This window comes from Pyxidicoccus sp. M15 (assembly GCF_056858435.1).
In genome coordinates, this window is the sequence record NZ_CM166495.1 from 4,101,171 (window position 1) to 4,121,673 (window position 20,503).

At 71.6% G+C, this 20,503-nt stretch carries 21 protein-coding genes; 11 read left to right on the plus strand and 10 right to left on the minus strand.

Annotated features, from left to right (window positions below; translation table 11 throughout):
- Positions 1 to 7 precede the first annotated feature (7 nt).
- Positions 8 to 1,003: a M23 family metallopeptidase gene (locus ACX9TP_RS15385; RefSeq protein WP_482980477.1), complete on the minus strand. Its 996-nt coding sequence runs from the start codon at positions 1,001 to 1,003 to the stop codon at positions 8 to 10.
- Positions 1,004 to 1,305: 302 nt separating this feature from the next.
- Here ACX9TP_RS15385 and ACX9TP_RS15390 point away from each other — a divergent pair, with 302 nt between their 5' ends.
- The 8 genes from ACX9TP_RS15390 to ACX9TP_RS15425 all read left to right on the plus strand — a co-directional run bounded on the left by ACX9TP_RS15390 (position 1,306) and on the right by ACX9TP_RS15425 (position 5,602).
- Positions 1,306 to 1,833 carry a hypothetical protein gene (locus ACX9TP_RS15390; protein ID WP_482980478.1) on the plus strand — a complete coding sequence of 176 codons (528 nt, stop codon included), beginning with the start codon at positions 1,306 to 1,308 and terminating at the stop codon, positions 1,831 to 1,833.
- Between the two features lie 9 nt (positions 1,834 to 1,842).
- Complete coding sequence (locus ACX9TP_RS15395) at positions 1,843 to 2,607, plus strand: endonuclease/exonuclease/phosphatase family protein (protein ID WP_482980479.1); 765 nt, start codon at positions 1,843 to 1,845, stop codon at positions 2,605 to 2,607.
- Positions 2,608 to 2,749: 142 nt separating this feature from the next.
- Entirely contained in the window at positions 2,750 to 3,211 is a 462-nt protein-coding gene (locus tag ACX9TP_RS15400; RefSeq protein ID WP_482980480.1) for a phage holin family protein, read from the plus strand.
- Positions 3,201 to 3,422, plus strand: a complete 222-nt coding sequence (locus ACX9TP_RS15405; RefSeq protein ID WP_482980481.1) for a DUF3618 domain-containing protein — start codon at positions 3,201 to 3,203, stop codon at positions 3,420 to 3,422. The genes ACX9TP_RS15400 and ACX9TP_RS15405 overlap by 11 nt, the downstream gene beginning before the upstream one ends.
- A 48-nt stretch (positions 3,423 to 3,470) precedes the next feature.
- Positions 3,471 to 3,671 carry a hypothetical protein gene (locus tag ACX9TP_RS15410; protein ID WP_482980482.1) on the plus strand — a complete coding sequence of 67 codons (201 nt, stop codon included), beginning with the start codon at positions 3,471 to 3,473 and terminating at the stop codon, positions 3,669 to 3,671.
- Between the two features lie 30 nt (positions 3,672 to 3,701).
- Positions 3,702 to 4,148 (plus strand): hypothetical protein, encoded by a 447-nt coding sequence (locus tag ACX9TP_RS15415; protein WP_482980483.1) that lies wholly within the window; start codon positions 3,702 to 3,704, stop codon positions 4,146 to 4,148.
- A 53-nt stretch (positions 4,149 to 4,201) separates the two neighbouring features.
- On the plus strand, positions 4,202 to 4,498 hold the full coding sequence (locus ACX9TP_RS15420; RefSeq protein WP_482980484.1) for a YtxH domain-containing protein: 297 nt from the start codon (positions 4,202 to 4,204) through the stop codon (positions 4,496 to 4,498).
- 171 nt (positions 4,499 to 4,669) lie between these two features.
- Positions 4,670 to 5,602: a hypothetical protein gene (locus tag ACX9TP_RS15425; protein ID WP_482980485.1), complete on the plus strand. Its 933-nt coding sequence runs from the start codon at positions 4,670 to 4,672 to the stop codon at positions 5,600 to 5,602.
- Between the two features lie 15 nt (positions 5,603 to 5,617).
- Here ACX9TP_RS15425 and ACX9TP_RS15430 read toward each other — a convergent pair whose 3' ends face one another.
- Positions 5,618 to 6,481: a hypothetical protein gene (locus ACX9TP_RS15430; RefSeq protein WP_482980486.1), complete on the minus strand. Its 864-nt coding sequence runs from the start codon at positions 6,479 to 6,481 to the stop codon at positions 5,618 to 5,620.
- A gap of 163 nt (positions 6,482 to 6,644) precedes the next feature.
- Between ACX9TP_RS15430 and ACX9TP_RS15435 the strand changes: the two genes are divergently transcribed.
- Positions 6,645 to 9,182 (plus strand): CHASE2 domain-containing protein, encoded by a 2,538-nt coding sequence (locus ACX9TP_RS15435; RefSeq protein ID WP_482980487.1) that lies wholly within the window; start codon positions 6,645 to 6,647, stop codon positions 9,180 to 9,182.
- A gap of 1 nt (position 9,183) precedes the next feature.
- Here ACX9TP_RS15435 and ACX9TP_RS15440 read toward each other — a convergent pair whose 3' ends face one another.
- The 7 genes from ACX9TP_RS15440 to ACX9TP_RS15470 all read right to left on the minus strand — a co-directional run bounded on the left by ACX9TP_RS15440 (position 9,184) and on the right by ACX9TP_RS15470 (position 17,221).
- Positions 9,184 to 9,543: a (2Fe-2S) ferredoxin domain-containing protein gene (locus ACX9TP_RS15440; RefSeq protein ID WP_482980488.1), complete on the minus strand. Its 360-nt coding sequence runs from the start codon at positions 9,541 to 9,543 to the stop codon at positions 9,184 to 9,186.
- 241 nt (positions 9,544 to 9,784) lie between these two features.
- On the minus strand, positions 9,785 to 10,576 hold the full coding sequence (locus ACX9TP_RS15445) for a NuoI/complex I 23 kDa subunit family protein (RefSeq protein WP_482980489.1): 792 nt from the start codon (positions 10,574 to 10,576) through the stop codon (positions 9,785 to 9,787).
- Positions 10,577 to 10,621: 45 nt separating this feature from the next.
- Positions 10,622 to 12,073, minus strand: a complete 1,452-nt coding sequence (locus ACX9TP_RS15450; RefSeq protein ID WP_482980490.1) for a complex I subunit 1/NuoH family protein — start codon at positions 12,071 to 12,073, stop codon at positions 10,622 to 10,624.
- A gap of 2 nt (positions 12,074 to 12,075) precedes the next feature.
- The gene (locus ACX9TP_RS15455) at positions 12,076 to 13,956 is read right to left on the minus strand and encodes an NADH-quinone oxidoreductase subunit G (RefSeq protein WP_482980491.1); all 1,881 of its coding nucleotides are present in this window, start codon (positions 13,954 to 13,956) and stop codon (positions 12,076 to 12,078) included.
- Positions 13,953 to 15,209, minus strand: coding sequence for an NADH dehydrogenase (quinone) subunit D (gene nuoD / locus ACX9TP_RS15460; RefSeq protein ID WP_482980492.1), 1,257 nt, complete (start codon positions 15,207 to 15,209; stop codon positions 13,953 to 13,955). Before nuoD ends, ACX9TP_RS15455 begins: the two co-directional genes overlap by 4 nt.
- A 15-nt stretch (positions 15,210 to 15,224) precedes the next feature.
- Entirely contained in the window at positions 15,225 to 15,743 is a 519-nt protein-coding gene (locus ACX9TP_RS15465) for an NADH-quinone oxidoreductase subunit C (RefSeq protein ID WP_482982177.1), read from the minus strand.
- 182 nt (positions 15,744 to 15,925) lie between these two features.
- A complete protein-coding gene (locus ACX9TP_RS15470; protein WP_482980493.1) occupies positions 15,926 to 17,221 on the minus strand; it encodes an adenylate/guanylate cyclase domain-containing protein in 1,296 nt (431 codons plus the stop codon).
- Positions 17,222 to 17,345: 124 nt separating this feature from the next.
- On the opposite strand from ACX9TP_RS15470, the gene ACX9TP_RS15475 reads away from it, so the two are divergent.
- The gene (locus tag ACX9TP_RS15475) at positions 17,346 to 19,484 is read left to right on the plus strand and encodes a sulfatase-like hydrolase/transferase (RefSeq protein ID WP_482980494.1); all 2,139 of its coding nucleotides are present in this window, start codon (positions 17,346 to 17,348) and stop codon (positions 19,482 to 19,484) included.
- Complete coding sequence (locus ACX9TP_RS15480; RefSeq protein ID WP_482980495.1) at positions 19,450 to 19,842, plus strand: PaaI family thioesterase; 393 nt, start codon at positions 19,450 to 19,452, stop codon at positions 19,840 to 19,842. Before ACX9TP_RS15475 ends, ACX9TP_RS15480 begins: the two co-directional genes overlap by 35 nt.
- A gap of 91 nt (positions 19,843 to 19,933) precedes the next feature.
- Here ACX9TP_RS15480 and ACX9TP_RS15485 read toward each other — a convergent pair whose 3' ends face one another.
- Positions 19,934 to 20,497, minus strand: a complete 564-nt coding sequence (locus tag ACX9TP_RS15485; protein ID WP_163996993.1) for an NADH-quinone oxidoreductase subunit B — start codon at positions 20,495 to 20,497, stop codon at positions 19,934 to 19,936.
- Positions 20,498 to 20,503 lie beyond the last annotated feature (6 nt).

The window sequence follows — 20,503 nt, forward strand, 5'->3', positions numbered from 1 at the left end:
CCGCGCGCTACGGCGCGTCCAGCTGCGTGGACCCGGAGGCCATGCCGGGCGTGGCGGGCGGGAAGAAGTCCAGGCGCAGGAGCTGCTCGCCGTCCACCCAGAGGTCATCCACCTTCACGCCCCAGTGGAGGTGCGGGCCGGTGACGCGGCCGGTGCTGCCCACCTGGCCCAGCTTCTGGCCCTGCTTCACGCGAGTGCCGTTCTTTACGCCGATGCGGGACATGTGGAAGTACGAGGTGTAGAGGCCCGCGCCGTGGTGGACGATGACCGTCTTCCCGGCGCCGTAGTTGTCGCGGCTCATCACCACGACGCCGTCGTTGGCGGCGAGGATGGGCGTGCCCGGGTCCCCGTCGATGTCCACGCCGAAGTGCTGGCTGGACAGCTTGCCGTTGAAGGTGCGGCGGTCGCCGAAGGGCGCGGTGATGCGGTCCTGCCGCGGCCAGGCGAAGTTCTGCTCGAAGATGGGCGCGGCGAAGGGCTGGGCGAAGGCCTGCGCGAAGGCGCGCCGGTCCGCGGCCATGCGGGCCTTCACGCTCGCGGGCGGCTCCACGTACTTGCCGGACACCTTCAGCTCGCGCGCGGGGTAGCCCGGCTCCACCACGTCCAGCGTGCCCGTCAATTCCAGCGGCGCGGCGCCCGGCGCGGCGGGGCCCAGCACCTTCACGGCCGCCGTGCCCGGGGCCAGCTCCACCGGCAGGCCCGTCACGGCCAGGAAGCCCTCGCCCCACGGGAAGAAGCGCAGGGGACGGCCCGCCAGCGTGCCCGACGGAAGCTCCGCCATTCCCCGCACCATCACCATCACCGGGTCTCCGGGCTTGGCCGCCCCGGGCTGCAGGGACAGCAGGGGCCGGCCCTCGGCGAGCGGCTGCGACTCGGGCGCGGCGGCCACAGGCACGGGCGCCGGGGACGGCGCGGCGGCCTGCGCCTTCGCACCGAGGGCGAGCAGGGCGAGCAGCAGGTAGGGAGAGGTGGAATACTTCCGGCCAGCGGGGAGCGGAGGCATGGGCCGTTCTTACACCACGCGAGCGCATCCTCTTCCCGCGGTTGCAAGAGAAGTCGCCGCACGCCTGCTCCTCCCCCCGAAAGCGCTCGCCGTGTCGCCTGCCGCCCTGCGCCCCGCTGGCTGCCCGGCGACGGACCGCCATCTGCCTGACATTGTCGGCACTTGGACGAAGGGGGACGCCACCTGTGCCGCCCGGAAGGACGGAGGGGGAGCGAGCGGGCGGGGCATGTGCCGTCAAGGCGTACCCGGGGACCAGCGCGCTCCCTAGCTTCTGGACGGACTCGATTATTGGAGATTCGCGGATGCCCCGTACCTATAGCTACGACCACTTCCAGGTCCCGAAGACGCTGCCCGCGCAGAAGCGCAGCCTGCGCCATGAGGACAAGGCGAGCTTGAAGAAGACGGGCGCCCATCCGGAGCGCATGGGCAGCCATGAGGGCGTGCACTACGGGAAGGCCCACGCGCAGACGGAGGAGCTCTACCAGGCGCACCAGATGGAGGCGCAGCTGGAGGAGCTGGCCCGCCCGGAGCCGGACGCCAAGTTCTCGCATGGCCCGGCCTTCACCCCGCGCAAGGGGAAGAAGCGCGCGGCCACCCTGAGGGACCAGGCGCCCGTCATCGGGGGCACGGCGCCCATCGGCGCGCTGCCTCCCACGAAGGAGCTGCCTCCGCGCGGGCGGCTGGGGGACTTGATGGACGAGGCGCAGCGTCAGCTGCAGGCCATCCAGGGCGGGCTGGGAGACGCGGCCAAGGCGATGACGCGGCTGGCGTCGCTGCCCCTGGAGGTGGCACGGCTCGCGGCGCGGCGGTTCCACCTCGTCAACGGGTGAGCCGCGCGCGTGGAGCTCACCCTCGTTTCGTACAACATCCACAGCGGCATCGGGACGGACGGCCGGTTCGACCTGGGCCGGGTGGGCTCGGTGCTCCGCGAGGTGGACGCGGACATCATCGCGCTCCAGGAGGTGGGGGACTTCCGCAACGTCACCCCGCGGGAGGACCAGCCCGAGCACCTGGCGGACCTGCTCGGCATGCACATGGCGTTCGGCCCCAACGTGGTGCGCAACGGCCGGCGCTACGGCAACGCGATTCTCTCGCGGCTGCCCATCGTCAAGTCGAAGAACTATGACTTGAGCGTGGGACGCCGCGAGCCGCGCGGGGCGCTGCGGTGCGACCTGGACCTGGGCGACGGCAGCCAGCTCCACGTCTTCAGCCTGCACCTGGGCTTGCGGCTGGGGGAGCGGCGCCGGCAGGAGGCGCTGCTCCTCTCCGCGGACATCCTCCGCGAGGCCGCGCGCAAGGACCCGCTCGTGGTGTGCGGGGACTTCAACTACCTGGGCAACGGGCCGGTGCCGTCGCTGGTGCGCCAGGCCATCCGCGACGTGGCCCTGGAGCTGGGGGCGGCGGCTCGCACGTATCCCACCCGCATGCCCATGCTGCGGTTGGACCGCATCTACGTGGACGCGGGGGTGCGCCCGGTGGACGTCCACCCGCACCGCACCCAGATGAGCAGGGTGGCGTCGGACCACCTGCCGCTGGTGTTCCGCTTCGAGGCGCCCATCGCCGTGGAGACCCCCCTCTCTCCGCCCGTGCAGCTCATCGGCTAGCCTTGCGGGTGCCGGTGGGCGCGTTCAATGGCCGACGCTTGCGAACGCCGGACAGATCCGCCGTGACGTGGTTGTCGCGCGGAGGTGGGGTGCCTAGGTTGGCCCCCACCCGTGAGGACGTGGGCGCCGGCCGGAGAAGCAAATGCACGTGGGCAGTGAACAGACCGAGCGCGGAATCTCCGCGCTCGTCGGGCGCATGGCGGACGGCTTCAGCCGCCTGGTGACACAGCACCTGCAGCTGGCACGGCTGGAGCTCGCGGAGGACGTGAAGGCCACCGGCCTGGACGTGGCGATGATTGCCGCCTTCGTGCCCTTCATCCTCGTGGGCTATGCCTTCGTGTGCGGGGCGCTGGCCGCGGTGCTGTCGACGTGGCTCGGCTGGGCCGGGGCGCTCGGTGGGGTGGGCTTCATCAACCTCGTCGGCGGCATCGGTGGCGCGCTCTGGGCGGTGAAGCGGCTGCAGGCGCGCCGGATGATGGATGACAGCACGAGCGAGCTGTCGCGCAGCATGGCGGCGCTGACCCACTCCGCGCCGGACGCCTCCGTGAATACGCTCCGGGGCGCCAACAGCGAATTCTTCAAGGAGCCGCAGAATGGCCGCTAGCAATGGACTGCCCAAGTCCGCCAGCCCCCAGAGCGCCGCCGCGCTTCGAGCGGAAATCGAGCGCACGCGCGCCGAGCTGGCCACGTCCGTGAGTGCCCTGCGCGAGGAGGTGGCCGTGGCCGCCGACTGGCGCCAGTGGGTGCGCCGTCATCCGCACGCGTGCATCGGCGCGGCCTTCGTCGTGGGCTTCTGGCTGGGCTCGCGCCGGTAGCGCGCGGGACACTCTACGTTTCACCCCCTGAAAGAGGAGATGGCTTCGATGGAGATGAATCCGCAGCAGATGGCCGACAGGGCCCGGCAGCTCCAGGACCGCGTGGTGCCGCAGCTCGACGAGGCCCGGCAGAACCTGGTGGACATGAACAACCGGGTGGTCAGCTTCATCCGGGCCAACCCGGGTACGTGCCTGCTGGGCGCGGTGGCCGTTGGCTTCCTCGTCGGCCGCATCGCCTCGCGCCGCTAAGCGCTTTCCGAAGGACACGAGAGGGCATTCATGACGACCTATCCAGGTGCAACGGGCAACGGCACGCCCCAGTCGCAGAACAACGGCTCCGACGCGGGCTTCGGGCAGCGGGTGGACCAGATTGGCTCGGAGGCGCAGCAGCTCTGGACGGACGCGCGCAGCGCGGTGACCGACCTGGGCCAGACGCTGGATTTGAAGGGCCGCGTGGAGCGCAACCCGTACGGGATGATGGCGGCCGCGCTGGGCGTGGGCTACGTGCTGGGCGGTGGCCTCTTCACGCCCCTGACGGCGCGCATCATCCGCCTGGGCGTGCGGCTGGCCGCGCTGCCGCTCGTCAAGGACGAGCTGATGGGCATGGCCGAGCAGGCCTTCAATGGCTACCAGGCGGGCCGTGACATGGCCGGCGGGGGGCGCTCGGAGAGCTCCGCCGCGACGAATGCCACGAACGCTGGCACTCCGCGCCCTCCCAGCTACTAGGCTTTTGGCGCCTTACCCACTTGCCGTCGCAGTACCCACCCCTGGAGTACAGAATGGTGAACCTCAACACCCTCAAGAAGATGGACAAGGACGACCTGCTGCACCTCATCGGCCTGGAGACCCGCCGCGACACGACGGAGACGCTCCTGCCGGTGCTGGGCGCCTTCGCGGCGGGCATCCTGGTGGGCGCGGGCCTGGGACTGCTGCTGGCGCCGAAGCCGGGCAACCAGCTCCGGGATGACCTGAAGCAGCGGCTGGCGAGCGGCCAGGAGTACCTGAACAACACCGTGGGCCGCGTCAGCGAGACGGTCCAGCAGTCGGGCACGCCGTCGCCGACGCGCAACACCTGATTCCAGGCGAGCAGCCGCTTTCACGCGAGGGCCTCCATTCGTGCCGATGCCGGCACCGGATGGGGGCCTTCTCGTTGCGGGGCGGCCGGGCACCCAGTCACGAGGGCGCTCCGGGGGCCGGAGGTGGCATCGCGTGGCGCCTTCGCCTCGCGGGGCGGTTAGAGTCGACGTGTGAGTGAGACGAATCAGGGCGGGATGTCACGGCTGCCCGGCATGGAGTCCGCGGCCGGCGCGGGGCCGGACGCCGCGCTGGCGCGGCTGCGTGCGCTGGAGACGCTCGAGTCCGGCTACGAGGCGTGGCTGGAGCTGAAGCTGGACCACGCCGCCTTCCGCGCGCGCCTGCGCGAGGAGCGTGAGCGGCTGGACCAGCAGGGCTCCTTCCTCCTGGGCGCGGTGCGCGCCGCGGGGCTGGCGTCGCCGCCGGCTCCGGAGGGGCCCGGGCTGGTGCCGTCCGCGCCGTCCGCGGGTGACTTCATGCGGGACGCCGAGGCGAAGCTGGCCGCGGCCCGCGAGGCCCTGTCCCAGCGCGAGGCGGAGGGCGAGGCCCGCTACGACGCGGCCTTCACGGAGCTGCGCACCACGCTGAAGGACCGCGTCCAGCGCCACCTCTCCGCGAGCCGCCCGCGCCTGACGCTGCTCCTGCGCCGCGTGGGGGCGGAGCGCTCCATCCTCCACGTGGAGCGCGTGTCGGGGGATGCGCCGGTGCTGCTGTGCTTCCTCTTCAGCGGGCGGATTCCCTCGCGCCACGGCTTCCTCCTGGACGACTCCACGGAGGACGTGGCGCTGTCGCCCGCGCCGCTCTACCCCGACGAGGGCGTGGCCCCAACCGACGTCCGTCCGGACGCGGCGGGGCTCCAGGCGCGGGTGCGCGGGGCGGGGGAGGTGCTGCCGCTGAAGGGCTTCCTGCCCCTGTTCGTCCCGCGCCCCGGCGGAGGCGAGGACTTCTTCCGCCTCCTGCAGCGCGGGGCGGTGCTGGAGGTGGAGGTCGCGGAAGGGACGGCCTTCCGCAACGTCCTCACCCGCGAGGAGGCGGAGCGCTTCGCGGGGCACCTGCTGCGCCTCAAGCTCGAAGGGCGAATCGACCTGGAGCTCGAGGCGGGCTGACTCCGGCGCGGGGCTTCAGCGCGTGCGCACCACGCCGACCTCGGCGGTGCCCGCCAGGAGCGCGCTGCCGAGGAAGAGGTTGTCGGACTCCGCGCCGCCCATGCGCACGGCCTGGAAGATGACGAGGTACGTCTGGTTCGCCTGGGGGAAGGCGGTGGCCGGAATCGTCACGCGGGCCTCGCGGTACGGGCCGGGCAGGCCCACGAGCTGGAGGAACTGCAGGGGCGTCGTGGGCACGTTGGTGTACGTCGGCTCGCCCTGCGCGCCGCTCGCGCTCAGCGGCACCACCGTGACGAAGCCCAGCGTGCGGTCCTGGCCCTCGGCCACGGCCACCCGGTCGAACGCCAGCGCCGTCTTCGCGTCGATGCGCAGGAAGCCCTCGGGCGGGTGGAAGGCGGCGATGGTCTCCTTCACCGGCGCATTGTCCACCTGGCCCACGTAGCGCGTGCCGCCCTGCGAGGCGATGAACTGGTACGTCGCGCCGGACTGGTACTGGAAGCCCTCCTCGCCCACGCTGGTGCGGCTGTAGCTGCCCGCGCCGTCCTCCGTCAGCGGCGTGGCCTGTCCGTCCACCGGCTGCACGGTGACGGACGCGCCCGCCACCCCCGTCGGCTGCGAGTTCTCCCCGGAGCGCGTGCCCAGGAACACGACGGCCGCCGTCTGCGCCGGCAGCGAGAGGACGTCACCCCCGTCCGGGCTGAACGTGCCGGCGTCGTAGCCGGCCAGCGCGGAGGCGGACACGTCCACCTGCGGGGTGGAGAGCAGGGTGCCGACCATGACGTGGTCGGCGGCGAGCTGGTTCCCCGTCTTCTCCAGGTCGCAGGCCAGGGGAGCGAGGGAGGAAGCGGCGAGGGCGAGGGAGAGCAGGAGGCGTTTCATCGGTGGTTTCCAGAGGTACCGCGAGTTGGCCGAGCATAGCAGGCGCGCACGACGGCGCCCGCGCCGGGGCCGGACTCGGGGTATCCTCCGGGCTCCCGTGCAAGGTCACCGCGTCCACTCCGCAGGCCGGCGCTTCCTCAAGAGGCTCGGCGTCTCGCTCCTGATGGCCATCAGCTTCGGCTGTGTGCTGGGCCTGCTCGTCTACCTGCGCGCGCCCGGGCTGGCGGAGCCGAAGGACGAGGCGTCCGGCTGGGCCCCCTCCGCCGTCTTCGACACCGCCCAGGCGTGGCTGGACGGGTGGGAGCGCGTCTCCTACGACTGGCGCGTGCGCGAGCTGGGCGAGCGCTCCGAGCGGCCGGACGAGGCGGTGGTCGTCGCCATCGACGACGAGACGCTCGCCGAGGCCCGCCAGGACGACCGGCCGGGCGTCGCCACGCAGCCGTGGCCGCGCCAGCTGGTGGGCGGCATGGTGCACCGGCTGGTGGAGGAGGGCGCCCTGCTGGTGCTGGTGGACCTGCCCTTCCCGGAGCTGAGCCCCAGCGCCTGCGTGGACCCGAAGCTGTCCCCCCAGACGCCCTCCAGCGACGACGGCGCCTTCCGGGCGCTGCTGGACCGCGAGCCCGGCCGCGCGCTGCTGTCCTTCTCCTGGGAGGCCCAGGGGCCCCGCGTGCTGCCGCCCGCCAGCCGCCTGTGGCCGTACCGCGTGAAGCTGGGCACCTACGCCACCCCCGGCGAGGCCCGCGCCCGCGCGCAGGCCGTGCTCGCCGTGCAGCGGCCCGCGTTCCTCATCCCCGCCGGCAACCAGGTGGAGGTGTGGGGCGGCGCCACCGACGAGGCGGACGGGCACGGCCTGGGCACGCGGCTGGGCGTGGCCTCGGCCGCGACGGAAGAGCGCCGCGCCGCGGACGACACCTACCGCGTGGGCCCCACGGACCTCTTCGTGTCGCTGGCGGAGGTGCAGGTGGAGGGGCTGGACGCCGCGAAGCTGGTGGAGGTGCGCCACCTCCAGCACCCCGTGGCCCCGCTGCTGGGCGGTGGCAGCGGCTACGGCTCCGTCACCCTCCCGGCGGACCCGGACGGCGTGGTGCGCGCCGTCCCCCAGCTGGTGGCCTACACGGTGCGCGGGCAGCGGCACGTGCTGCCCTCGCTGCCGCTGGCCGCGGCCATGCGCCTGGCCGGCACGCGCACGCTGCGCTACGCGGACGGCCGGCTGCACGTGGGGGATGCGTACTCGGTGCCCATGGACGCCTCGGGCTTCAGCCTGCTGCGCTGGGACGCGCCCACCGCGGGGCGGGGCTCTCGCGGCTCGCTCGCCCGCTCCATCCGCGCGTGGAACGTGCTGCTCAACGTCTTCGACGTCGCGGGCGAGCGCCCCGCGCGCTTCGACAATGATTTGGAGGGCCGCACCGTCGTCCTCACCCGCACGGCGGGGGAGGGCGGCCACCTGCGCTCCACGCCCATCGGCCCGGAGACGCCCGGGGGCGCCATCCTCGGGCAGGCGCTGGCCAACATCCTCCGCTCGGAGGGCATCACCCGCGCGCCGCCGGACCTGGACCTGATGCTCACCGTGGGCCTGGCCTTCTCCGGGGCCTTCCTCGCGCTGTCGCTCAGCTTCCTGCTGCGCTCGGTGCGCGGCGCGGTGCTCTACGTCGGCATGCTCGTCGCGGCCGGCGCGGGCTACGCGGCGGTGTCCGCCTACGTCTTCATCGAGCAGCGACTGTGGATTGCCATGGCCGGCCCGCTGATGGCCATGGTGGGCGCCTTCGCCGTCACGCTCCTCTACGCCTTCAACACCGAGCGCGAGGTGCGCGACTTCGTCCACAACGCGCTCGGCCGCTACGTCAGCCCGGACGTGGCCCGGCTGGTGGCGCGTGACTTGAACCTGATGCGCCCCGAGCGCCGGAAGATGTCCGTGTACGTCTGCGACATCGAGGGCTTCACCCGCCTGTCGGAGGGCCTGTCCCCCGAGCAGCTCGTGGGCCTCTTCAACGAGTACCTCACGGAGATGGCCGCGGTGGTGCGCTCCACGGCGGGGCAGGTGGACAAGTACATCGGCGACTCCGTCATGGCCTTCTGGGGCGCGCCCGTGCGCACCGACAGGCACGCGCACCTGGCCTGCGAGGCCGCGCTGAAGCTGCGCGCGGTGCTCGCCGACAAGCAGGACGGCTGGGAGAAGAAGTTCGGCCGCCGCCTGAGCTTCCGCGCCGGCATCGACACCGGCGAGGTGGTGGTGGGGGACATGGGCAGCCAGCTCAAGTCCAACTACACGGTGCTGGGGGACGCGGTGGGGCTCGCCGCACGGCTGGAGTCCGTCAACAAGGTGTACGGCACCTGGGTGCTGGTGGGGGACGCCGCCGCGCAGCTGGCCAGCGACAGCTACGTCTTCCGCATGGTGGACCACGTGCGCTTCAAGGGCCGCCCGCAGCCGGTGCGCGTCCACGAGCTGCTGGGGCGCCGCGGCGAAATCACCCCGCGCATGCAGGAGCAGCTGGCCCTCCACGAGCAGGCCCTCACCGCCTACCACCAGCGCCGCTTCGCCGAGGCCCACGCCCTCTTCGAGCGCGCCAGCATGGACTTCCACGACACCGTCGCCGCCGTGTACGTGGGCCGCTGCGCCCGCTACCTCGTCACGCCTCCGCCCGCGGACTGGGACGGCGTGCACGGCCTGGAGGACGCGGGGCCCACCGCCGCCGCCGCGTGAGTCAGTCGTCGTCGGAGTCCGGCTGGCCGAACAGCTCCTTCACCGGCGCGTCCTTCGCGATGTGCTCCTCCACCACGCGCCCCATCTTCTCCGGCGTCATGTGGGAGTAGTACACCTCGCCCGGCCAGCCCATGAGCTGGTAGTCCTCCGGGGACAGAGGGTCTCTCTTGCGGCCGGTGTCCTCGCGCACGACGACGTTGGGCCCCATGTGGCAGAAGCCGTAGCAGCCGCCGCGGTACAGCTCGCAGCGCGGCACCAGCTTCTGGGCGGACAGCGTGTCCCTCGCCGCCGCGTACACGGCGTCCGCACCACCTTCCCTACAGGTGGAGCCCTTGCACACGGAGAGGCGGTAGCGCTTCATGGGTGCACCCACCCTACGGAGTCCCCGAAGTGTGTGGAAGCAGACGAGCGCGGACACACGACGGCCGCCTGCACTCCGCACGGGCCTGGAAGACGGCCGTCCTGGTGCGTGGCGCCAGGGCCATTGAAGAGCTTCATCGTCACCACCTGCACCCCGAAAAGGCACCGGCCCGCCGACCGCTGCGAGAGCGGGGGGCGGGCCGGCAGTCACGAAGCCCTACGGGCCCGTGAGGAGGACGGATCTACTTGAGGAACTTCGTCACCTGGATGGGGCCCTGCTGCGTCACCACCGTCTGTCCGCCATGCGCGCCCGTCTGGGCGCCCGGCGTGGCCTTGCCGTGGCCGCCGTGGCCGTGGCCCGCGCCGATGTTGCCGTGCTGCGGCAGCTTCAGCTCCACCAGGCCCTCGCCGATGCGGGTGTGGGCCTCCTTGTGGGCGTGGTGCGGCTCCTCGGAGCCCTCGCGCTTGTTCCACGGGTCCGACGGGTGGGACACCGCCGGCCCCTTCAGCAGCTTGGGGATGTCGTACACGAAGTTCTGCCGCGTGTACTCCGGAGGGGTGTGCGTGTACGTGTCCATGCGGATGGCGTCCTTGGGGCACGCGTCCACGCACAGGCCGCACACGATGCAGCGCAGCTCGTCGATGACGAACTGGGTGGGGAACTTCTCGATGACGCGGGACTCGCCCTCGGCGGACGTCTCCTCGTACTCACCCGCCTCGATGTAGATGCACTGCGCCGGGCAGATGGTGGCGCACATGTAGCAGGCCACGCAGCGCGGCTTGCCGTCCTCGCGCGGAACCAGCCGGTGCAGCCCGCGGTAGCCCTCGGGGTAGATGGGCTTCTCCTCGGGGTACTCCACCGTCGTCATCAGGCTGGTGCCCGTGCGGTCCACCACCGACGTGTTGGTGTCACGCGTCCCGAAGAGGTTGCGGAAGAAGTGCTTCGTGGTGATGGCCAGCCCGCGCAACAGCTCGGGCACGTACGCCCGCTCGCGGATGTCCGTGCGGGGGTCCTTGCTCACATTGTAGGCCATGATGGTGTTCTCGATTCCCGGTGTGCCTGGAGCGCCGGTGGGAAGCTAGTGCGTGGAGGCCGGGGCCGCGCCGTGGGCCGGAAGGCCGTGGGCCGCGTGCGCGCCGGCGGGCAGTCCGTGCCCGTGGTCGTCATGGCCGTGGGCGCCATGGGCGCCGCCGTGCGCCCCGCCCTCCGCCGGTTCCTTGGTCGTCAGCGTCAGCACCACGATGAAGGCAATCTCCAGCATGCCCACCACCGCCAGCGCCCGCAGGGACGGATCCCACAGCACCAGCGCGCCGCTGAGGAACACGTTCACCAGGCCCATGGGCAGGAGGATCTTCCAGCCCAGCGACTGGATCTGGTCATAGCGGAAGCGGGGGAACGTCCAGCGGATGAGCAGCTGCACCCAGATGAGGAAGACGACCTTCAGCCAGAACACCGTGCCGAGGATGGCCCCGTACAGCCAGCCCTGCTCCTGCATCAGCGGCTGGCTCGCCAGCCACTCGCCGCCGAAGGGCAGGTGGTGGCCGCCGAGGAACAGCGCCGTCGTCACGCCGGCCAGCACGACCACTTCCACGAACTCGGAGATCATGAAGAGGCCGAACTTCATGCCGGAGTACTCGACGAAGTAGCCGATGATTTCCGACTCGCCCTCGGGCAGGTCGAACGGGGCGCGCTTGGTCTCCGCGAAGGACGCGGCGAAGAAGCCGAGGAAGCCCAGCGGCTGCAGGAGGATGCCCCACGCCGGCAGGCCCAGGTCGAAGGCCCCGTCGGTGCGCCACAGGTACGCCGCCTGGCCGGTGCCGCCGGCGACGGCCGAGCCCAGCTCCCCGACGATGGCGGGCAGCTGCACGGAGGAGAAGGCGAGGAACAGGCCCACCAGCGACAGGCCCAGCGCCACCTCGTACGAAATCATCTGCGACGTGGCGCGCACGCCGCCCAGCAGCGCGAACTTGTTGTTGGAGGCCCAGCCCGCCAGCGCGGTGCCGTAGACGGCCAGCGAGGCGATGGCGAGCACGTACAGCATGCCGAAGTCCGGCGTGGCCACCACCATGTCCACCCGCTGCCCGAAGACATTCACGGACGGGCCGGCGGGCACCACGGCGAACAGCGCGAAGACCGGGGCGAAGGCGAGGATGGGGCCCAGGTTGAACAGGAAGCGGTTGGCCGTCCCCGGGATGAAGTCCTCCTTCGTCAGCATCTTGAGGACGTCGGTGAGGATGTGCGGCAGGCCGCCCAGCGCGCGGTTCTTCAGGCCGGGCAGGGCGATGCGCGCGCGGTTGGGGCCCACGCGGTCCTGGATGAACGCGCTCCACTTGCGCTCCGCCATCGTCAGGAGCGTGGCGATGATCATCACGAAGACGAGGATGAGGAAGAGGATGTTGGTCAGCCGGCTGGCACCGGCGAACCCGTGCTCCTCCACCAGGCCGCCCACGACGTACGCCGCCGCCGCCACCCCGAAGATGGTGACGACGATGGTGACGCAGGCGGTGAGGATGGTCAGTACGCGGCTCATGGCTAGATACCCCTCACCCGGGGCGTACCGAACTCACGGTACCCCGGAGGACGCCCGTCGGCGCCCGCAGGCAGCGGATTGATGCCCGGCTTCTCCCGGTCCGGCGGAGAGGCCTTGTCCCAGTTGAACTCGGCGAACGCGGCCACCTTGCCGGCCAGCTCGCGCCACACGTCGCGCGCGGACGCCCAGGCGGCCTCGCCGCCCAACTCGCGCACAAGCTCCGCCGCCCAGCGCCAGTGGGGCACCACGTCGCCCTTGGGCGGGTAGGCCTTGCGGAAGCGCTGGATGATGCCGTCCAGGTTCACGAACGAGCCCTCGTCCTCCACGTGGACCGAGGCCGGCAGCAGCACCGTGGCCTGCGCCGTCACGGGGGACTCGTTGAAGGACTGCGCCACGAAGACGTCCAGCCGGCCCGCCGCCTGCGCGAAGGCCGCCGCGTCACCCGGCACCTCGGTGCCAATGGCGTACAGCGCCTTCACCCGGCCCGCGCCCATCGCGGTGGACAGCGCGTCGAAGGACTCGAGCTTCAGCCCCAGCCCCTGGGCAATCAGCTCCAGGCCCTTGCGGTTGGGGTTCTTGTCCGCCGTCATCAGGAAGTGGTCCGCGGCGCCCTGCGGACGGCCGCCCACGTACACCGTGGACACGCCCAGCGTGGCCCTGGCGAAGGTGAGGCCCGCCAAGAGGTCCTCGTTGGAGGCCACCGGCGACGCCAGCACCGCCAGCTGCGTGCTGCCCACCAGCGGCTTGAGCGCCCTGGCGGCGGCCTGCACCGCCTCCTTGCGCGTCACCACCGGCTCGGCCTCGCTGGCGCTGCCCGCGCGGCGGCCCACCTGCGGCCTCAGCGCGCGCTCCAGGTTGAGGTACTTGTACGAGAGCCGGCCCTGGTCGCACATCCAGGACTTGTTGACGGCCTCGTTCTCACGCGGGCGGTAGCGGTAGGTGTCCTGCGACATCCAGTCCGCGTAGGTGGTGCAGCCGCGCGAGCAGCCGGTGCACACCGACGGGGTGGCGGACAGGAACCAGGAGCGGGCCTTGAAGCGGAAGTCGCGGCTGAGCAGCGCGCCCACCGGGCACACGTCCACGGTGTTCAGCGAGTAGTTGCTGTCCAGCTCGCTGCCGGGGAACACGTCGATGCGCTCGTGGCTGCCGCGGCCGAACACGCCCAGCTGCGGCTCCTGGGCCACTTCATTCATCACCCGCACGCAGCGGGTGCACATGATGCAGCGCTCCTGGTCCAGGACGACGCGGGGCCCCAGCACCTTGCGCTTGTTCTTGAGCGTCTTGCCGCCCTCCAGGCGCGAGGGGCGGTAGTCGTACTTCATGTAGTAGTCCTGCAGCTTGCACTCACCGGCCTGGTCGCAGATGGAGCAGTCGACCGGGTGGTTGAGCAGCAGGAACTCCATCACCGCGCGCTGCTGCTCCTTCACCTTGGGCGTCGTGGTCTTGATGACCACGCCCTCGGCGAGCGGCGTCTGGCACGCGGGCACCAGCTTGGGCGCGTTGGACGCCTCGATGAGGCAGATGCGGCAGTTGGCGGCGATGGAGAGCCGCGGGTGGTAGCAGTAGTAGGGAATCTCCGAGCCGACCAGCTTGGCCGCCTCGATCATGTTCGTCCCCGGCTTCACGACGACTTCGCGGCCGTCGATGGTGCAGGTGACGAAGCCCGGGTTCTTCGGCGCGGGCTTGGGCGGCGGGCCCGCGGGGGGCGGCGGCTTGGGCGTGCCGGTGGGGCCGCTGGCCGCGGCGGGGGGCGTGTCCAGCTTCGCTCCGGCCGGAGGGTTGGACGGCTCGGGGCCAATCTTCGCCGCGGGCGTGTCGGTGGGCGCGCCCTTGGGAGGCGTCTGCGCGTCACCGGTGGGCTTCTTCGTGTCGTTGTCGCTCACTGCTCGACCTCGCCGCCGATCATGTTGATGGTGTCGAAAGTGGGGATGAGGTCCGCCAGCATCTTGCCCTCGATGATGTGCGGCACCGCGGCCAGGACGGGGAAGCCCGGGGCGCGCACGTGCACCTTGTACGGGCGGCCGCGGCCGTCGCTCACGATGTACCAGCCCAGCTCACCGTTGGACGCCTCGGTGGAGTCGTAGACCTCGCCGGCGGGCACCTGGATGCCCTCCATCACCAGCTTGAAGTGCGACATCACGCCCTCGATGGTGCCGTACACCTCCGGCTTGGGCGGCAGGGCGATGCGCCAGTCATCCACGATGATGGGGCCGGCGGGGATGGTGTCCATCGCCTGGCGCAGGATGTGGATGGACTGCCGCATCTCCTCCAGGCGGACGAGGTAGCGGTCGTAGTTGTCGCCGTGCTCGCCGACCGGCACCTTGAAGTCGAACCGGTCATAGACCCAGTACGGCTTCGCCTTGCGGATGTCGTAGTCGATGCCGCACGCGCGCAGGGCCGGGCCGGTGTAGCCGAAGTCGATGGCGTCCTCGGCGCTGATGACGCCGGTGCCCTTGGTGCGGTCCACGAAGATGCGGTTGCGCGTGAGCAGCCCGTCCATCTCGTCGATGAGCTCCAGGCCGCGGTCCAGCGACTTGTGGACCTTCTGGATCCAGCCCTCGGGCAGGTCGCGGTTGATGCCGCCCACGCGGCCGAAGCTGGTGGTGAGGCGGGCGCCCGTCAGCTCGGCGGTGCGGTCATGGAGCAGCTCGCGGAACTCCATGGCGAAGAGGAACGGCGCGAAGCCGCCCATCTCCAGGCCGGTGGCGCCCACGCACGTCAGGTGGTCCGTCAGCCGGTGCAGCTCGGAGCCGATGACGCGGATGTACTGGGCGCGCTCGGGAATCTCCAGGCCGATGAGCTTCTCCACGGCGTTGAGGAACCCGAAGTTGTTCATCATCGCGGACAGGTAGTTGAGCCGGTCCGTGTAGGGCAGGCACTGCGTCCACGTGACGTTCTCGCAGCTCTTCTGGAAGCCGCGGTGGAGGAAGCCAATCTCCGGGTCGATCTTGACGATGGTCTCCCCCTCGAGCTCCACCTTCAGCCGCACGGTGCCGTGCGTGGCGGGGTGCGAGGGGCCCATGTTGATGACCATGCGCTTGGTCTGGAGGTGGGCCTCCAGCTCCGACTCGTGGGCGTACGCGTCGGTGTCCGGATTGGGCGTTTCGGGGGCGTGGGGCTTGGCGTGGTCAGCCATGGTGTCCTCAGCAGATCAGGAGAGCCCGCTGGTGCCGGGGCCGCGGAAGATGTCCTTGATGGGGCGCTCGGGGATGAGCGGCTGCCTGTCGCGCAGCGCGTAGTCCTTGCGCAGCGGGTGACCCTGGAACTCCTCGTAGAGGAGGATGCGGCGCAGGTCCGGGTGCCCGTCGAAGCGGATGCCGTAGAAGTCGTACGTCAGGCGCTCCCACCAGTTGGCGCCCTTGAAGAGCGACGTCAGGGAGGGAACCACCGGCTGGGCCTCGCTCACGCGCACCTTGAGGCGCACGTGCTCGTGCCGCTTGAGCGAATAGAGGAAGTAGACGACCTCGAAGCGCGGGTCGTTCTCCGCCAGGTGCAGGCGGTCCACCGCGTCGATGGAGCCGAAGAGCTTGAACTCCAGCTCCGGGTCGTTCTTCAGGAAGGCGGCGACCTTCGGAAGAGAGTCGGCATGGATCACGGCCCAGGCGCCGCCAGCCCGGTCCACGTAGCGATCCGCCACCGCCTCTGGGAGCTGGGCGGAGACCCTGTCCAACGCGAAAGTGCTCAAGGGGAACCCAATGACTGAAGGGAGAAGAATTCGCGGCGTTATAAGGACCCCCGGAGGGGGGCGTCAACGTAAACCCTCAACCATGTAGGCCACTTAGGAGCCCCAGAAGCCCGAGTTGGGCGAGCGGGGGCCGGGGGGCCATGCGCACCCCGGGCACGGGGAATGGATCACGACCCCGCACCCACCGTGCCGACCAGGGCGGCGGGGGTCCGGATGGGGACGAAGGTGGCCACCGGCTGGCTCTTGCCGGGCACCTGGGCGTGGGTGACGGGCTCCCACTGGAAGCCCGTGCCCGCGCGCTCCCGGGTGGCCTGGGAGACGAGGACCGGGACGCCGGCCTTCTTGGTCAGCCCTTCAATCCGGCTGGCCAGGTTCACCGTGTCACCGATGGCGGTGTACTCCAGGCGCCGGGTGATGGAGCCGATGTTGCCGAGGACGGCCGGGCCGGTGTGGACGCCCACCCCCATGCGCAGGCCGGGGGCGCCCCGGGCGGCGCGCTCGGCGTTGACGGCCTCCAGCTCGGCCACCATCTCCAGGGCGCACCGGACGGCGTGGGCGGCATGGTCCGCGTCATCCAGCGGGGCGCCGAAGTACACCATCAGCGCGTCCCCGATGAACTTGTCGAGCGTTCCGCCATTGCGGAACACCACCTCCACCATGCGGCCGTAGTACTCGTTGAGGATGTCCACCACCTGCTCGGGGGGCAGGCGCTCGCTCAGGGCCGTGAAGTCGCGGATGTCCGCGAAGAGGACCGTCACCTCGCGCAGCTCCGGGGCGAGCGAGGCCTGGTGCTGGAGGTGCTCGGCCACCCACGGGGAGAAGTAGCGGCCGAGGCGGGCGCGCTTGAGCGTCTCCTCGGAGACGGCGGCGGACAGGGCGCGGATGCGGTTGAGCAGGCGGCTGGCCCCGGCGGCGGCCACGCCCAGCACCACCAGCGCCGCCACCTGGGCGCCCACGCCGATGTCGGCCTCCTGCTGGAGTCGCACCTCGGCGATGGCGGCGATGGCCGTCACCACCAGCGTCACCGAGCGGCGCAGGGACAGGGCGGCCAGCACCACCAGCACGGCGTAGATGCCCAGCGTGAAGCCCGCCACCCCTCCGGGAGAGGGCGACACGGGGATGGCCACGTGCTGGAGCCAGAACACCGCCGGCACGTCCACGAAGGCCAGCGTCAGGCCCGCCCACCGGGCCGCGCGGGGGGCGGCGACGACGGCCACGGCCACCCCCGTGGTGAGCAGCCAGTAGAGGGCGAAGGTCTGGAGGTACACCTCCCAGTCCCCCAGGCCCAGGAAGAGCCCCATATAGGCCGACACGGCGAAGAGGAGGGTGACGGCCACGAAGCGGATGGCCGCCATCTGCCGGGCGTTGCGCAGGCGCTCGGCGTCCAGCGCGCGGCTCACCGAGTCCTGGCCGCCCTCGAGCTGTCGGGACTGCACGGCCTTCCCCACCGTGCCCGGCCTCATGGGTAGGTCACTCAAGTCCCTTCATCTTGCTTCGCTCCCCGGGGACACGCACGTTTCGTGACCCTTGGTGCTCCAACCGTAGCGTTGTTGTTGCAATCTGGTCATCGGGTGTAGACGCGGGCCCATGTCCGCCCCCTCCCTGTCCGGCATCCTCCGTCCCCTGCTGTGGCGCCTGCTGTCCGGTGCGGCCCTGGGCCTGGTGTTGTTCGGCGCGGAGTCGTGGCTGCTCGTGGGCTCCGGGCTGGTGGGCGTGGACATCCCGGTGGACGGCCCGTACGCGGCGCTGGCGGCGGCGGTGCGCCCCGTGGTGCCGGGCCTGCTGCTGCGCGTCGCGGCGGTGTACGCGGTGGCGGGCGCGGTGCTCGCGCTGGCGGCCGCCGTGCTGGCGCGGGCGTGGGGGCCGGGGCGGAGCGTGCCGCGGGAGCTCGCCGGGGGCGCGGTGCTGCTCGGGCTGTTGGCGTGGGGACATGCCATCTCCCGTCCCGCCCTCTTCGATGATTTGCCCGCGGTGCGGCCGCTGCTGGCGTGGCTGGTGGAGCACGGACAGCCCTGGCATCCGCGCGCGGCGGCGGGGGCGTGGCTCTTGCTGCATGGCGCGCTGTACGTGACGCGCTCCGGAGTGCCCCGGCGGACGCTGTCGCTGGGCGCGGCGGTGGCGGGCGTCCTTGCGCTCCTGCTGGTGGGCGGGTGGCGGTGGCCCGGGGAAGGGCTTCCGCGGCCGCTGGTGGTGGTCATCGGCATCGATGCCTTCCGTCCGGACCGGCTGAAGTCGCAGGGCGGCACGGGCGAGGTGGCGCCGAACGTGGAGCGCTTCCTGGAGGACGCGACGCTCTTCACCCGCGCGTACACGTCCGTGGCCCAGACGGAGCCGGCGTGGCGCTCGCTGCTCACCGCGCGGTGGCCGCACACGACGGGCGTGCGCTACGCGCTGACGGCGGACTCACGGCTGCGCCTGCAGCCGACGTTCCCCCAGTCCTTCGCCCAGGCGGGCTGGCGCACGGTGTTCGCCACGGACTGCTCACGCTTCCACTTCGAGGGCCCGGCGTCCGGCTTCGCCACCCGCCTGCAGCCGCCGCGCGGCGCGGTGAACTTCCTGCTGGAGAAGCTGCGCTACCGGGCGCTGGGCGTCTTCGCGGACCACGCGCTCGGGGCGGCCTGGGTGCCCGAGTTCATCGACAACCGCGCGCTGGCCGGCATCCATGACCCCATGGGCTACGCGGAGCGGCTGGCGTCCCGGCTGGTGGACGAGTCCCGCCAGGGCCCCACGCTGTTCGCCTTCCACGCCACGGCGGCGCACTTCCCCGGGGACCCGGTGCACCCGTTCTACCGGCGCTTCGTGCCGCCCACCGAGCCGCTGGAGCGCCGGCTGCGCATGCACTTCGCCCCGGTGACGCCGGGCGCGAAGGGCGGGTGGAGCCGCGAGGGCGCGGAGGCGCTCTACGACGAATTGCTCGCGCAGGCGGACGCGCAGGTGGGCGAGGTGCTGGACGCGCTGAAGCGCACCGGGCGCTACGACGACGCGCTCATCGTCCTGCTGTCGGACCACGGCGAGAGTTTCCACGCGGACCGGCCGGACCTGGCGGGCGCCACGCCGGTGCACGGCGCGCGGCTGTCCGACGAGGAGTACCGGGTGCTGCTGGCGGTGAAGCCTCCGAAGGGGCGGGGGCGCGGGCCGGCGGAGGTGGACGCGCTGGTGCGCCTGGTGGACGTGGGGCCCACGCTGCTCGACTTGTCCGGCCTGCCCGCGCTGCCGCAGGCGGACGGCGCCACGCTGGCGCCGCTGTTGCGCGGCGGCACGCGCGAGCCCCTGCCGCTGTACGCGGAGACGGGCTTCACCCACGTGCTGCCGGAGGTCTTCGACGCGGGGCACTGGCCCGGCGCGCCGCGCGCCTTCGACGCGTACCGCATCCGCCCCGACGGCGTGGTGGAGATGGGCGAGGAGGCCCACGCGGCCATCCTCCGCGAGAAGGACACGGCCGCCTTCGACGGGCGGCGCTGGATGCGGGACAGTCCACGCGCGGACGGAAGCGTCCTGCGCACGTGCGAGGGCGACTGTGCAGGCCCGGACGCGTACGCGCTGGAGGCGTGGCTGGACACCGTGCAGGGCCTTACGCCGGAGGGCGGCTGGCGTAAGGTGGCGGGCCATGTCGACGACCCCAGACGCTCCCTGCCTCCAGGAACGCTACGCACCCCACAACAGCTGCTTCGGCTGCGGGCCGGCCAATCCAATGGGCCTGCGAATCCGCAGCCGCGTGGAGGGTGACCTCGTCGTCGCGGACTGGACGCCCCTGGAGCACCACCAGGCATTCCCCGGCGTCCTCAACGGCGGCATCATCGGCGCGCTGCTGGACTGCCACTGCAACTGGACGGCCGCGTACCACCTCATGAAGGCGCAGGGCGCGGAGTCGCCGCCGTGCACCGTCACCGCCGACTACAGCATCACCCTCAAGCGCCCCACGCCCATGTCCGGGCCGGTGCACCTGGAGGCGAAGCCGGTGGAGATTCAGGGCGACCGCGCCGTGATTGAGGGCACGCTCGTCGCGGGCGGGAAGGTGACGGCCCTCTGCCGGGGCACCTTCGTCGCGGTGAAGCCGGGCCACCCCGCGTACCACCGCTGGTAGCCGCCAAAAGCCAGGGCCCCGGCGCCTTCGCTCTTTCGAGGGGAGGCGGTCGGGGCCCTGTCACTACCGCGCGTGGGGCGCGTGAAAGTCGCTACTTGCCCATGGACAGCAGCAGGTCGTGCCGCGCGGCCGTGGGGTTCGGCTGCTCGCGGTCCGCGATGCGGTGCACCTGGTTGCCAATCTTGTCCTGGAGCAGCATCAGGCCGTCCAGCACCTGCTCCGGGCGCGGCGGGCAGCCGGGGATGTAGACGTCCACCGGGATGATGCGGTCGATGCCCTGGAGCACCGCGTAGTTGTCGTAGAAGCCGCCCGACGACGCGCAGACGCCGAAGGCCACCACCCACTTGGGCTCGGCCATCTGCTCGTAGACGCGCTTGAGGATGGGGGCCTGCTTCAGGTTGATGGTGCCCACCACCATCAGCAGGTCCGCCTGGCGCGGCGAGAAGCGGGGGAACTCGGCGCCGAAGCGCGAGATGTCGTGACGGCTGGCCGCCACGGACATGTACTCCATGCCGCAGCAGGCGGTGGCGTACGGGTAGGTGAACAGCGAGTACTTGCGGGCCCAGCCCAGACCCTTGGAGACCATCCGCTGGAAGAAGCCCATGGCCTCATCGCGGCGGGTGGCCAGAACAGGAGCAATGTCGGTGTCAGCCATGTTGTC

Coding starts and splice junctions, on each gene's coding strand:
- ACX9TP_RS15385 (WP_482980477.1), bottom strand. CDS start 1,003: ATGCCTCCGCTCCCCGCTGGCCGGAAGTATTCCACCTCTCCCTACCTG.
- ACX9TP_RS15390 (WP_482980478.1), top strand. CDS start 1,306: ATGCCCCGTACCTATAGCTACGACCACTTCCAGGTCCCGAAGACGCTG.
- ACX9TP_RS15400 (WP_482980480.1), top strand. CDS start 2,750: ATGCACGTGGGCAGTGAACAGACCGAGCGCGGAATCTCCGCGCTCGTC.
- ACX9TP_RS15405 (WP_482980481.1), top strand. CDS start 3,201: ATGGCCGCTAGCAATGGACTGCCCAAGTCCGCCAGCCCCCAGAGCGCC.
- ACX9TP_RS15410 (WP_482980482.1), top strand. CDS start 3,471: ATGGAGATGAATCCGCAGCAGATGGCCGACAGGGCCCGGCAGCTCCAG.
- ACX9TP_RS15415 (WP_482980483.1), top strand. CDS start 3,702: ATGACGACCTATCCAGGTGCAACGGGCAACGGCACGCCCCAGTCGCAG.
- ACX9TP_RS15420 (WP_482980484.1), top strand. CDS start 4,202: ATGGTGAACCTCAACACCCTCAAGAAGATGGACAAGGACGACCTGCTG.
- ACX9TP_RS15430 (WP_482980486.1), bottom strand. CDS start 6,481: ATGAAACGCCTCCTGCTCTCCCTCGCCCTCGCCGCTTCCTCCCTCGCT.
- ACX9TP_RS15435 (WP_482980487.1), top strand. CDS start 6,645: ATGGCCATCAGCTTCGGCTGTGTGCTGGGCCTGCTCGTCTACCTGCGC.
- ACX9TP_RS15440 (WP_482980488.1), bottom strand. CDS start 9,543: ATGAAGCGCTACCGCCTCTCCGTGTGCAAGGGCTCCACCTGTAGGGAA.
- ACX9TP_RS15445 (WP_482980489.1), bottom strand. CDS start 10,576: ATGGCCTACAATGTGAGCAAGGACCCCCGCACGGACATCCGCGAGCGG.
- ACX9TP_RS15450 (WP_482980490.1), bottom strand. CDS start 12,073: ATGAGCCGCGTACTGACCATCCTCACCGCCTGCGTCACCATCGTCGTC.
- nuoD (WP_482980492.1), bottom strand. CDS start 15,209: ATGGCTGACCACGCCAAGCCCCACGCCCCCGAAACGCCCAATCCGGAC.
- ACX9TP_RS15470 (WP_482980493.1), bottom strand. CDS start 17,221: ATGAGGCCGGGCACGGTGGGGAAGGCCGTGCAGTCCCGACAGCTCGAG.
- ACX9TP_RS15475 (WP_482980494.1), top strand. CDS start 17,346: ATGTCCGCCCCCTCCCTGTCCGGCATCCTCCGTCCCCTGCTGTGGCGC.
- ACX9TP_RS15480 (WP_482980495.1), top strand. CDS start 19,450: ATGGGCCTGCGAATCCGCAGCCGCGTGGAGGGTGACCTCGTCGTCGCG.
- ACX9TP_RS15485 (WP_163996993.1), bottom strand. CDS start 20,497: ATGGCTGACACCGACATTGCTCCTGTTCTGGCCACCCGCCGCGATGAG.